At 57.6% G+C, this 13,756-nt stretch carries 6 protein-coding genes; 5 read left to right on the top strand and 1 reads right to left on the bottom strand.

Features of this window, described 5'->3' with window-relative positions:
- Positions 1-222: 222 nt before the first annotated feature.
- Positions 223-3,732: a mechanosensitive ion channel gene (locus RIB44_16020; GenBank protein MEQ8618082.1), complete on the top strand. Its 3,510-nt coding sequence runs from the start codon at positions 223-225 to the stop codon at positions 3,730-3,732.
- A gap of 156 nt (positions 3,733-3,888) precedes the next feature.
- Here the strand turns inward: RIB44_16020 and RIB44_16015 are convergent, their stop codons facing one another.
- On the bottom strand, positions 3,889-7,695 hold the full coding sequence (locus RIB44_16015) for a c-type cytochrome (protein ID MEQ8618081.1): 3,807 nt from the start codon (positions 7,693-7,695) through the stop codon (positions 3,889-3,891).
- A 448-nt stretch (positions 7,696-8,143) separates the two neighbouring features.
- Between RIB44_16015 and RIB44_16010 the strand changes: the two genes are divergently transcribed.
- From RIB44_16010 to RIB44_15995, 4 genes are all read left to right on the top strand, one after another.
- Positions 8,144-10,213, top strand: coding sequence for an ABC transporter substrate-binding protein (locus tag RIB44_16010; protein ID MEQ8618080.1), 2,070 nt, complete (start codon positions 8,144-8,146; stop codon positions 10,211-10,213).
- A 64-nt stretch (positions 10,214-10,277) separates the two neighbouring features.
- A complete protein-coding gene (locus RIB44_16005) occupies positions 10,278-11,264 on the top strand; it encodes an ABC transporter permease (GenBank protein ID MEQ8618079.1) in 987 nt (328 codons plus the stop codon).
- Between the two features lie 44 nt (positions 11,265-11,308).
- Complete coding sequence (locus RIB44_16000; protein MEQ8618078.1) at positions 11,309-12,451, top strand: ABC transporter permease; 1,143 nt, start codon at positions 11,309-11,311, stop codon at positions 12,449-12,451.
- Positions 12,452-12,613: 162 nt separating this feature from the next.
- Complete coding sequence (locus RIB44_15995; protein MEQ8618077.1) at positions 12,614-13,669, top strand: PA0069 family radical SAM protein; 1,056 nt, start codon at positions 12,614-12,616, stop codon at positions 13,667-13,669.
- Positions 13,670-13,756 lie beyond the last annotated feature (87 nt).

Here is a 13,756-nt window from a genome sequence, read left to right as displayed (position 1 = left end):
GCGGTCCACTCTTGCGATGCTCGCTTGTGTCGGTGTCCAATAATTAGAGCAGAGCATTTTCGATGCAGAAGCTCTCACCATAGCCTCAAGAATGAGGTCCCGCCACATTCTCGCCTCAGCGCGGTGCAAGCACCGCGGCGAAACTTGGTTTCATCGTGCCTGTTTCGAGATGCCCTTCTTCGAGACACACGCTACGCAAACTCAGTGTCATTGGAATTTCTGATGGTTCAAAAACGCTCTTTATTCTCACGCTGCTGGATCGCTCTCGTTGTTCTGGGCCTAGTGCCGGCTGCGTTGCCGTCGAGCCACGCCCAACAAGGGGCCAATCCGCTGCGTGGCGAGAACGCAGCGGAATCAAAGGGCGAGGCTACGGAGAAGGCCGAAAACGTCGAGTCGCCCGAGGCTGAAGAGGAAGCTTCCACTCCGAGCAAATCGACTGCGGAGCTGACCGTCGAGCAAGTGACTGAGCGGCTCAAGCTCCTAGAATCAGCGGGGCTGGATGAGACCAAAATGGGCCGGGCGACCGCGGCTTATCAGGCGGCTTTGGAATCGCTCACGCTTGCCGAGCAGCAGAGCGAAGAACGGGCGAAGCTCGAAGAGAAACTTAAGAAGCTTCCGCAAAATACCAAGTTGTTTCGAGAGCAACTGAGCGAACCTTTGCCGAAGCAGACGGACATCTCGCCGGATGCCGAGCTCGAGTCCCTGGAACGCGAGGCACTCGAATTAGAGCAGTTGGTCAAGAAGACGACCGAAAACTACACCAAGTCACAGTCAGAGCCTGCGGAACGTACGACGCGGCTGGCGGAATTGCCTGAGTTGATGGCCAAGGTGCGTGAGGAGTTGGAAGAGCTCAACGACATGTTGGAGTCTGCGCCGAGCGCGGCTGCGGCGGATGCTGTGGCACTCGCGGAAGAAACGAAACTGCGTGCCAGGAGGCAATCACTGACAGCTTCGCTCTCACTGATGCAGGCCCAGCAGCAGCTCTATAGCACCGGCAGCGAAGCGTTGAAACTGAAACAAGACGTCACCGCTCGCAAACTGGCTGCCCAAGAGAAACAACTTACGAAACTGCGCGAGGCGATCGCCACCCGCCGTCAAGCGGATGCGACCGCTCAAGCGAACGCTGCGGCGCGGGAAGCGAAGAAGAAACGCCTACCACCGATAGCCGAACTGGCCGAACGGAACGTCGCACTCGCCGATCTGCGAAGAACAGTCCTCAAGAACATCGACGATCTAACGGCACAGAAGCAGGAGATTGCCAATCAGAAACTGGCGATCAAGACCGAGTTCACCCGGAGCCAAGAACGGGCCGAAGGGACCGGGCTTTCTGAAGGGATGGGCCAGTTGCTGCGGAAGCAGCAAGCGATGCTGCCAGACCTGGACGAAGTCAAGCTCCGGCGGTCCGCCCGCCAGGCCGTGGCCGCAGATGTGGTTTTCAGACAGTACGAACTGAACGACCAAAGTAGCGATCTGGCAGGCGTCGATCGTGAAGAACAGGTCCAAAAGGTCGTTGAGCAACTGCCTGAGAACATGCGAACCGGTCGCGTCGGAGAATCAGCGGCGGCGGAAATCGGAGAGCTGCTGAAAATGGAGCGAGAATATCTCGACGACCTGATTTCCGACTACGAGGAATACTCGCGCCTGCTCGCCGAGTTAAGCGTTGAGGAAGCGGAACTGATTGAGTTGACCGAGAACTACGCGGGCTTCATTGCCGAACGCGTGCTGTGGATTCGCAGCAGTTTTCCTTTGAGCACAACTGACATTCGTCCTGCCGTGGACGCGGCCCTCTGGAGCCTTGACCCGAGGCATTGGGCCGATGCGGCTCGGATGACGCTGAAGACGGCTCGCGAACATTCTTATCAGGTCGGATTGTTCGTCCTCGCCTTGGGAATCCTCCTGGCGGCACAGCAGCGCTCGCGGCGGTTGCTCTCGGAAATCGGCAAGCAGGCGTCAAAGAGCACATCAACCGACTTTTGGCTGACGCTCCGTGCGCTGTGGCTGACCCTGGTCACTTCGCTGCCCTGGCCGATTCTGCTCTGGTTTCTCGGCTGGTGGATGGACCGGCCAACCGACGAATCGGAGTTCGTGCACACGCTATCGCACGGTTTACGGTTTGTGGCGGTCTGTTTGTTTCTGCTCGAGTTCGTCCGGCAACTCTGTCGTGCGGGGGGACTCGCCGATGCGCACTTTCAGTGGCCGGCGGAATGTTTGACCCAGGCCCGTCGCAATCTTCGTTGGCTCACTTGGGCGGGTTTGCCGTTGGTATTGTGGTTGGTCGGTTTGGAGCGACAGCGCATCGAGCCGCTCTGGAGTTCGTCACTCGGGCGCGTGCTGTTCATCATCGTGATGCTGCTGCTTGCATTTGTTCTCCGACGCGTCTTGCTGGCCAGCGGCAGCCCGCTGCTCTTGGCAATGAAACGGTCAGACAAGTCGTGGCTGGCGATGTTGCATAAGCTGTGGGGGCCTGTGTTGGTGCTGCTACCGGTCTTCTTGGCGGTACTGGCGACGATGGGCTATTACTACACTGCCCAGCACATGGCGGTACGATTGCTGGAGAGTGTGGCTCTTGTGTTCGCGCTGCTAGTGATCGGAGGCGTCACCCGGCGGTGGATCCTCACGACGCGCCGCAAGCTGGCCATGGAGACGGCCCGTAAACGACGCGAGCAGCAAGCCGCCGCTGCGGATGCCAATGCGACCCCGCCGAAGGAACTGGCCGAAGAAGTCGTCGACTTGAAAGCACTCGGCGCGCAGACCAACAAGCTCGTGCAGACCGTCGTGCTAGCCCTAGGGGTTATTGCAGCTTGGTTCATCTGGGAGGAGATGCTCTCTGCGGTGGCCTTCATCACCGAGAAGCCCATTCTGTTTGCTGAGGGGGGAACTACCTGGGGGCAGTTGCTCGGCTTCGGGTTGATTATCGCCGTCACCTGGGGTGCCGTCCGCGACTTGCCGGCCCTACTGGACTTTGCCGTGTTGCAACACTTGCCGATGGATGGCGGCAGCCGATACGCATTCATGGCGATTTGCCGTTACGTGATGCTTGCGATTGGTGTCTTCGTGGCGTTTGGGGCACTCGGCTTCCACTGGGACAGTATCCAGTGGTTGGTCGCTGCGATGGGCGTTGGCTTGGGTTTCGGCCTGCAGGAGATTTTCGCCAATTTCATTTCGGGGATCATTCTGCTGTTCGAACGACCGATCCGCGTCGGCGACATCATCACCCTGGGTGACCGCACCGGCGTGGTGAATCGTATCCGCATGCGGTCAACGACAATCGTCGATTGGGACCGCAAGGAGTATGTCGTCCCCAACAAGGATCTCATCACCGAACGGCTCTTGAACTGGACCCTTTCGGATCACACCAATCGGATTGTCGTCGAAGTAGGCGTCGCCTACGGCAGCGACACGGAATTGGCCTGTCAGTTGCTAAAGGAGGCAGCCTTAGAGCACCCGCTCGTCCTTGACGACCCGGCGCCGATCGTCGTGTTCGACCGCTTCGGCGACAGCGCTCTCATTTTGGTCCTGCGCTGCTACTTGCCGGACCTGGAGAAGCGGCTTGATACAATCCACGAGCTCAATACGGCCATCGATAAGAAGTACCGTGAGGCAGGGCTGGAGATCGCCTTCCCGCAGACGGACTTGCACTTGCGAACGGTGCCGAAGGCATTCGAGCGGTTGGCGGGGCGCGAGGTGCCGGTGGCGGCTGGGAATGGGGTTAGCAATGGGCAGGGAGGTTGATGCTCCTCAGCATATTTTGTCAACGAATTTCATGAATCGCACGAATCGAGTTCAGCTCAATCTGCACGATCATGCAACCGAGATTCGTGAAATTTGTGCGATTCCTTGAGAGAATTAGTTACGGAGACAGCGCGGTGCATGCACTGCGGCGAAACGTTAGCGCTCGGTCGTTGCCCGGCGACGAGCGACACCTGTGGAGCCTGTCTCTCCGCCTGCCCTCAAATACGCAAACAAGTCCGCCACTTCCTCAAGCGTCAGCTTGTTGAGCAACCCCGTGGGCATGGCGCTTTGATCGCTCGCTTCGATTTCGTCGATGTCGGCGTGGGAGAACTCCAGCACCTTGCCGCTTTGGGTGAGCATCTTCACGCCGGCGCGGCCTTGGGAGGCGACAATTCCCACATGCGTTTTGCCGTTCACCACGACCAGCTTGCTGGCGTATTGGTCGGAGATCACGTGCGAGGGGTAGACGATCGATTCCAAGATTTCCTTGGTGAGGAAACGGCGGGACACCGTCGTTAGGTCAGGCCCCATCGATTCACCCCGCGCGCCGACGCGATGGCAGGCGGCACACTGAGCTTTGTTGAAGATCTCGTGCCCGAGTCGCTGATCGCCGTTCTTGCCGCTGCCGCTCTCGAGGAAGGTGAGCAGTTCGTCGTAGCTCCACTTGTCGCGACCTTCATCCACGGGGAGCTGTGCGGCCTGCGCGTCCGGGAACTGGGCAGCGTACCAAGCCTGCCAGCCGGCCAATTGGTTTTCGAGACTCGCGCTCGCAGCGATTGAAGACTCACCACTCCAGAACTCAAGTAATTCGCACGCCTTTTTCGCCACCGAAGTTTCGCCACGAAGCCCTGCGAGAATCAGGTATCGATAGTGCTTCGCTTCGCTGGGACGCTGGCGAACCGTGGCGAGGGCGTCGAGGACTTCCTCGGCGGGTGCTCCTTCGACGACTTTCAACGAGTCGACCAGGAACGACCAGTTTTCGCCCCCGGGGTTCTGCGTGAGGCTCATGGCGACCGCTTCGCGGTAGTTCGGCTCGGTCATGTAGATCTGCTGCAAGTGTTCGTGCGAAGCCGAGTCTGTCGTTTGGCCAAGCACAGCGATTATTCCCACCCGCAACCGACGTTGGGCGTCGTTTGTCTTGCAGAGCGGGGCCACACGTGTGTCCAGGTCGCGAATGACTTCCAGGACTTCTGCTCCGGGTTCTTTGGGTAGCTTAGCCAACACGGAAAGCGAAGAGGCGGGCCACTTTTCGCCACTGGCCAGCAGATGCTGACGTTCGGCCAGCGACAACTGCGTGAAGAAGTCGCGAGCAAACTGTTCGACGTAGGCGCTCACACTGTAGCCCCCTTCGAGGCTTCGGGCTTGCTCATAGAATTTCAGCAGCGCGAGTTTCGCGTCGCGATTCCAGCCGGTGTGCAGTCGAGCGGCATACGCGGCGATTTGTGTTTTCTCAAGGATGGGCAAATCGTCGCGTGCGAGTTCCGCAGAGAATTTCTGAGCGGCGACAGGCGATTGCAAATGAACGAGTAAACGAACAAGCTCGCGGTCGATCATTGCTTCCCGCGTCGGATAAATCGAAGCGATCACGTCCGTCAGCGAGGGGACGTCCTTGCGGTCGATCTCGCCATGGATCAAAGCGAGCTGAATGACACGCAGCAGGTCGAGTGAAGGCTCTCCTCGGGCGAGTAAGTCTTCGCAGCGAGCGAGGACTGCCTTGGCGGTGGCCTCTCGACGCTCAAGCGTGAGCAGGGCGACGGAGCCGTTCAGGAACTGGCCCGTGTCTCGTGCCGTCAGCACGTCGCGAGCCCAAGTTTCAACGGGCAGCTTCTCCAACAAACGCCTAGCGGCGAAGGCGACGAACCGGTCATCATCGGAAAGCAACGGCAGAACCAACTCCGCAGCCGGAAGTTTGCCGCGTCGCATGAGCGATTCGCAAGCTAAACGTCGCACCAGCGGATCGCGGTCTTCGAGTAGTTCTTCTAGCCGCCTGCGTACAAGTTTGGCGTCGCTGGCGTACATCAGCCGTGCGGCTTTCGCGCGGATCTCCGGTTCGCGGTCGTCGGCCATTTGCACAATCAAAGCGTCGCTAGGTCGTGGGCCGAAAGTGAGCAGCAGATCGACAGCACGAATGCGGTCGCGATTCGAGCGATTCGGATTCGCCACGATGGCGTTGAGCTGCTCGCCCCAGGACGCTCCGAGTTTGCGTTTCACCCCGGCAATCCGCCCCCGTGCCCAATCGGCGTCGAACTGCGGCTGGCGAATCGCGCGCTCAATGCCTGTTCCCAAGTCCTGGTCGGTAGCAATTTCCGCATCCCAGCGGACTCGATAAACCCCGCCATCCGTACCGCGACCTCCCGTGCAGAAGTACAGTGCTCCCTCAGGCCCCACGGCAATATCGGTGGCGTTAAGCGGGCGGCCTTCCAGGAAGACCTCCTGCTTGCCTTGGTAGCTGGCACCATCGCGCTGGAACGTTACCGCGTAAATCTTGCCTGTCGCCCAATCGCAGCCGAACATTGCGCCGCGGTATTTTTCCGGGAACGCGGTGTGCTCATAAAACTCCACGCCAGTAGGTGAGCCTGCGCCGAGTTCCACGGCGGGGGGCAAACTATCGAGGTAGTATTTGGGCCACTTTGCCCAACCGCTCCGCCAGCCCATTTCGGCACCGGCGGTGACGTGGTTGATTCGTGTCGGGCGGTACCAAGGGGCACCGCGGTCCCATTCCATGTCGGCATCGTAAGTGAAGAGTTCCCCTTCGGCGTTGAAGGCAAAGTCATAGGAGTTACGCAGCCCACCGGCGACCAGTTCCACGAAGCTGCCATTGGCGTCGGTGCGGAGGACCGTTCCGCCGGGGGCAGGGATTCCTACCGCGTGACCCTGTGGGTCTTCATAGCGGGGGCGTACAAGATCGCCCTCGTACCAACTGTGATACGCACTGCGGCCCACGGGCGTCGCATCGACGCGGGCGTGGTCGCCGATCACCACGTAGAGCAAACCATCAGGGCCGAGTCGTACCGCGTGGGCACCGTGTTCACCACGTGAACCTTTGAAGCCGACCAACTTGGTGACTTCGTCTGCCGTGCCGTCGCGGTCCGCATCGCGCAGGCGGTAGAGTGCGGGGCCTTCGGGCCCGCTACCCACGGCGAACACGCGACTTCCTAGAGCAACAATGCCCTGGGTGTTCATCAGCTTGTCACAGAAGGTAGTAACGGTGTCGTGGATGCCGTCGCGGTCAGCGTCGGTCAGCTTGAGCAGATGACCCCCTTCTTGCGAAGCGTACAAATTGCCTCGCGAGTCAAAGGTCATGGCGATCAGCGAGCCGACCTCTTCGTCGCGCATCAGCCGTTCGACGACGAACTCGGAAGCGATCGTGAAACGGGCGCCTTGCCCTGCGATCACCACCTCGTCACCCCAAGGCAGGGTCGCCCCCAATGGTCCGAAGCTTGCGGCGTTGAGCCAATCGGCATCGTTGAACGCTCCTAATCGCCAACCTTGAAAGCGGCGGACGCTCGTTTTCCAAGTGTTGTCCGTGGAGAAGCTTTTATAGGTACCCGCTTTTTCTTTGATCAATACTCGAGCAACTAAGCCGGCAGCGCTACCATCGGTGTTGGAGACGCGCACCGCGACGGTATGCGTATTGCCGCCGCCCATGAAGGGTTTGATGTCGTGGACCTCCATCTTTCGCCAGTCGGTCCCTTTGCCGACCGGCTCGCCGTTGACGAACAGTTCGTAGGCGTTGTCTGCGGCGATTTGCATCTCCGCGACTTCGAGCGCCCCGACGGTGAAGGTCTTGCGAAAGTAGCAATCGCCTTGCGGGGCTTCGTTCTTTTTCTGCGAAGGGGTCCAGATCCACTCCGCGTCGAAGCCGATCTGTTCCTGTTTTTGCTCCGCGGCACGTTTTTCCTGAATCGCCTTGGTCGTTATCGCCTGCTCCTGAGAGATAACTGGCGATACGATGGCACTCAAAAGAATCAGTGCGGTAAGAAATCGAGAGGGGAGGGGCCGAACCGCCTGCATGGCAATCTCGCTATCCGTGCGGGAATTTGGGTAGGGTAGAAGTGGATCGCGAGCATAACAGCGTTGGCAGCAAATCGGCAACAGAAGTTGCAGTGCTAGCAACGTGTGAATAGCCGCGAGCTAACAGCTCATCGGTGCCCTGGATAAGAGCTCCTAACCCAGATGACGAACCCCAGCTATCGCATGGACTCAGTTCCTGAGGCTGAGCATTCGAGCAAACTTCCGGCGAGCTGTTAGCTCGCGGCTGCCTTCATTCAGAAATCTCATGTTTTCTATCCTCTAGTCTGTCATTGACCCGCAGCGAACAATTGCACTACGTTAAGCGCTTCGTTGTGGTGGCTGCCTAAAGCCGCCAAGTTGTTTTGCTTCGCCACTCTCACCCGTCTGTGAAGTCGATATGTCTTTGACTGACCGTTTTGCCCTGTCCGTTCGCATTTCCTCGCTGTTTTCTTCTCTGGTGCTCGCGTTTTTCATGCTAGCAACCCTTGCCGGTTGCTCATCGAAATCAGACCCCGAGACGAAACAAGCTGAGGATTCGAAGCAAGAGCAAAGCGAGGCCCCAGAGGACTCGGAAGCAAGTGAGCAAGACAGTGAGGAGACGGCCGATAGCGATATTCCTGACTCCGATGAACCTTTCGAGCTGGGTAATGCCCTCAATCCGTTCGATCCACCCAGTCTGGAAGAAGTCGACAAGATAGCCGACTGGCAAGATCGCCCCGTCTACGATGCGGAGGAAGCGCTGCGTGAGGAACTAGCCGAAGAAGGTGGGCCAAGGGTTTCTGTGGCCGAGGCCCTCAAACTAAAGAACGATTTCCCCAAGTCCAAAGCGGCCAACGACAAGATACTTTCCGCCTTGGGGCAGCTTGCTCCTCCGGATGGCTCCGGGGTGGACTACGATCAGACCTTTGTACGGCAAGTGATCGGCGACATCGGCACAACCAATCCGTTGTTCGTGCAGACGGTCAGCGAGTTTGAGTATGCCGGCTTCACAGGCCTCAGCTTCCCGGGGTTCAACCGACGGTTTGAATGGTATCTGCCGACGAGCCACTTCGTTTCTTGGCAGACCAGTAAAGACGGCATGATGGACAAGGTTGTCTTGCGAGACGACCTTACCTGGTCCGACGGCAAACCGCTGACGGCCCACGACGTAGCGTTTTCTTTCAAAGTGATCATGTCGGATCATCCCGAGTTGATCATCCCCGCGGTCCGGCAAGGGACGGAGGAGATCAAAGCGATTGTCGCCTACGATGACCAGACCTTGGTTTACTTCCACAACGAAGCGCTCGCCACGAACACCGGGAACATGAATTTCCCCGTCATCCCGAAGCACATCTATGAGAAGAGCCTTGCCGAAGACCCTTCGATGAAAAAGAGCAGCTACCATCGCAAGTTGGAGAAAAACCCCGTCGTTGCTGGTGCGTATACGCTAAAGAGTAGGAAACGCGGGCAAGAGTTTGTCGTTGAGCGACGCGAAAGTTTCTACATGCACAACGGTAAACAAGTGCGTAAGAAGCCGTACATTAAGCAAATCCGTGTGAAGATCATCACGGATATCAACACGGCGTTGCTAGCGCAGAAAGCCGGTGATATTCATTCGATGGAGCTGCGTCCTGAGCAGTGGGAAAGTCAGACCAACGGAAACGATTTTTACAAACAGAACACGAAAGTCACGGCTCTCGATTGGTCAGCCTTCAACTTCTGCTGGAACATGGAGACACGCTACTTCGAAGATCGTCGCGTTCGCTGGGCAATGTCTTATGCCGTGGATTACGACGAACTACTGAACACGATCTGCCGCGGGCTCTACCAACACGGGCAGGGGACCTACCATCCCACCTCGCCGATGTTTCCCAGGCAGGGCATCGAAATGATTACGCAAGACCTCGACAAGGCTGAGGACTTGCTCGACGAGGCGGGCTGGGACGACAGCGACGGCGATGGCATTCGCGATAAGAAGTTTGGCGACAAGCTGGTGCCGTTTGAGTTCACTCTGATGACTTACCAAAGCGACACGGGCATTCAGACGGCAACGCTGATGAAGGAATGTCTCGATCAGATCGGCATCATCGCCCACGTGAAACCAACCGAGTTTGCTGTGATGACCGATAAGCTGATGAAACGTGAGTACGACGCCTCAATGAACGGCTGGGGGACCGGCGCGGATCCTGATACGTCTTCTAACATCTGGAAAACTGGCGAGAACCGTAACTATCCTGGGTACTCGAATCCCGAAGTCGACAAGCATTTCGAAGATGCCAAGCGCGAGCTGGATCGCGACAAACGGATGGCTCACTACGGGGAGATTCAGAAGTTGCTCTGGGACGATCAGCCCTACACTTGGTTGTTCTATCGCAACTCGTTCTACGCGTTCAACAAGAAGCTGCGAGGGTACAACTTCAGCCCGCGTGGACCCTACGATTACTCGCCGGGAATCGATAGCATCTATGTTCCTGCGAAAGCGCTCTAGGGAAAGTCGGGTTCGAATCAATGGTCGAGGTTAGAGGCATCAGCGCAGGGATTGCAACAACGACATGACCAACTATTTGATTCGTCGCCTCGGGCTTGGGCTGCTCACGCTGTTTTTGATCACGATGCTGATCTATCTGCTGATCCGCGCGATGCCGGGTTCGCCGCTGACCGCGGACCCCGCCAACTTAGATCCTAGCCGGCAACGGTCGGCTGAAGCTCAGGAAGCGCTCGAAAAACAGTTTGGCTTACACCTCCCACCAATCGAAGCCTACTTTACGATCTGGCTGAAGAATCTGGTGCAGGGAGATTTGGGCGTCTCGATCCCTCAAAATCGCCGTCCGGTCTCGGAGCTGATTGCCGAACGAGCGCCGCCGACATTGCTGCTCTCGGTTACTTCGTTAGCGCTCACTTACCTACTCTCAATTCCCTTGGGACTCTGGTCCTCTGCCAAGGCGGATACTTTTGCGGAGAGAACTGTCAGTACGGTGCTGTACATGTTGTACTCGCTTCCGGGTTTCGTGGCGGCGTTATATTTGCAGTTGTTGTTCTATGTAAAACTCGACTGGTTGCCTTTGTTTGGTTTGCAATCCGATGATTACGAATCATTCACAACCCTCGGCAAAGCGTGGGACCTGCTGAAGCACTCGCTGATGCCGATCATTTGTTTCACTTACGGGTCACTCGCCTACTATTCACGGTTTATTCGCGCCAACATGCAGGAAGTGATTCGGCAAGACTTCGTCCGCACGGCGAAGGCGAAGGGTGTCACCCCGGGGCGGATTATTTGGCATCACGCTTTTCGTAACACATTGATTCCACTGGTAACGCTCATGGGACTTACCCTGCCGAGTATCCTTAGCGGTGCGGTGATTCTCGAGCAGATTTTTGCCTGGCCGGGGATGGGAAGCCTTTTTTTTGAGGCCATCGGCCAGCGCGATTATCCCACGATCATGGGACTGACGCTGATGTTTTCCGTGCTGACGCTCGCTGGGCAGTTGTTGGCTGACGTTTTGTATGCCGTGGTAGATCCTCGGGTAACGTATCACTGAATCGCTAGCGCCGAGCAAGCTCGCGGCTAAATGGTCTGAATCTCATGCAGAACGAACTACCCACCGAAACGTCCACGGATGTCGAAGAAAGCAATCTCGACACATCGGTCGTTTCGCGTGGTTTCTGGGGCGAGGCGTGGCAGCGATTCAAGCGGCGAAAGCTGGCGATGATCTCGCTCTGCTTCGTTGGCTTTCTCGCTTTGGTTGCGCTGTTCTCCCCGATGATCGTCGGAACGAAGCCAATCGTTTGCAAGTACAAGGGGCAGCTCTACTTCCCAATGATGGGCTACTTCAACAGTGGCTGGGAGAATCCGATCTTTCGTAAGGATCGGTTCCGCAATCGATACCAATCAAGCCTCGAGAAGAAAGACCCCGAGAGTTGGGCTGTTTGGCCTTTGGTCTACCAAGATCCTTACCGTCGCATTCGCAAAGGCGAATGGGTGTACGAAGACGGTACGAAGCATCCGGGGAATCCCTCTGGGACGAACGGTAAACCGAGTTCACTGAATTGGTTTGGTACGAACCAGCAGGGCTTTGACGTCTTCGCTCAAATGGTCCATGGGACGCAGATCGCGTTGAGTGTCGGCTTTGTCTCGATGGGCATTGCTGCCGCGATTGGCATTGCAGTCGGGGCACTAGCCGGCTACTTGGGCGGGTGGGTCGATATGCTGCTCAGCCGCTTTATCGAAGTCGTGATGTGCATCCCTTCGCTCGTGCTGATCCTGGCGATGGTGGCGATGCTCGACAACGTGACCAACTGGCACCTGATGGCAATCGTCGGAGTGACGAGTTGGACGGGTATCGCCCGGCTCACGCGTGGTGAGTTCCTCAAGCTCAAGGAAATGGAGTTCATCACGGCCGCGCGGGCGCTGGGAGCGAGCCGTCCGCGGATTATGTTCCGTCACGTCTTACGGAACGCGCTTGCCCCCGTCCTGGTGCCGATCACGTTCGGCATTGCCGCGGCAATCCTTATCGAAAGCGGTTTGAGCTATCTCGGCTTTGGCGCCTCGCCCCCGAACCCCAGTTGGGGGACGCTTCTCAAGAGCGGAAGAACCACCATCCAGCAAACCTGGTGGTTGATCGTCTTCCCTGGCACGGCAATCTTCCTGACGGTGCTCGCCTACAACCTCATCGGCGAAGGCTTACAGGAAGCAACCGACCCGCGACTGCGGCAAGATTCGCACTGATTCTTTTTGAACCACGGAGACACGGAGGTGTTTTTGGCAACGAAAACATCTTAGTGGTGCATAAACCCTACATTTTTGAATCCGCAAAAATCCGTAAAATCAGTGTTCATCCGCGCCCCATTTCACTCTCCGTGTCCTCCGTGCCTCCGTGGTTAGACCAGAATGCGTCACGGCTCGCATCTCGATCCGCCGAACCGTTTTGAGTCGGTTTCCACCGTCGCCGATTGGGAACAGCTTTCACCCGAGCAGCTGGTTGAAGAAGCGACGCTCGACCGCGAGGTCGTGTATCTGGAGGATACGGCTCAGTCGATAGTTTCGGAGAACCAGTCACCGGACATTCCGTTTCGTTGGAGCTTGAATCCCTATCGTGGTTGCGTCCACGCTTGCCCTTATTGTTACGCCCGCAACTCGCATGAGTACTTGGGTTTGAACGCGGGGCGTGATTTTGAAACACGGATCTTTGTGAAGCACCATGCGGCTAAATTGTTTCGCGAGTTTCTTGCGAAGAAAAGTTATCAGTGCGAGCAGATCGCCTTCTCTGGCGTGACCGATTGCTACCAGCCGGTCGAGCGGAAGCTACGACTCACACGAGCCTGCTTAGAGGTCGCCCGTGAGTGTCATCAGCCCATCAGCATCGTCACGAAGAACAAGCTCGTCCTCCGCGATTTAGATCTGCTCGCCAAACAAGCCGCCCGTAGCTTAGCCAACGTGGGCATTTCGCTAACGACCCTCGACCCCCCCTTAGCCCGCGACATGGAACCTCGTACTAGTACACCGCTAGCCAGGCTCGACGCGATTGAAAAGCTCTCCAGCAGTGGTGTGCCGGTGCGGGTAATGGTCGCCCCGGTGATTCCCGGGCTAAACGATCACGAAATCCCGGCAATTCTCAAAGCCGCTCGTGACGCGGGGGCGACCGAGGCAAACTACATACTGCTCCGCTTGCCATTGACCGTCGAACCGGTCTTCCTTGAGTGGATCAAGCGCGTTCGTCCCACCCATGCCGAGAAGGTCGAGAGCTTCATCCGCGAAACCCGTGGCGGCAAAATGTATGACAGCAAGCAAGGCCAACGCATGACGGGCACCGGCGAACGAGCCAAACAAGTGGGCGAACTCTTTGGCGTTTTTCGTGAGCAATTAGGCTACAAGAGACTGCCACCGCTCGACACAAGCCAGTTCGTGAGGCCAGAAAAAGACGTCAGGCAGGCGCGTTTATTCTGATTCTCCCCGAGCCGTCAGGCGTTAGCCGACGGGTGAGAATCGGTGGGAGTACTACCCGCCGGCTGACGCCTGGCGGCTCAGGATGTT

The sequence above is a fragment of the Lacipirellulaceae bacterium genome (assembly GCA_040218535.1).
Classification (GTDB): Bacteria; Planctomycetota; Planctomycetia; order Pirellulales; family Lacipirellulaceae; genus Adhaeretor.
Note: the sequence above shows the minus strand (reverse complement) of the source record. Positions and strands in the feature narration are given on the sequence as shown.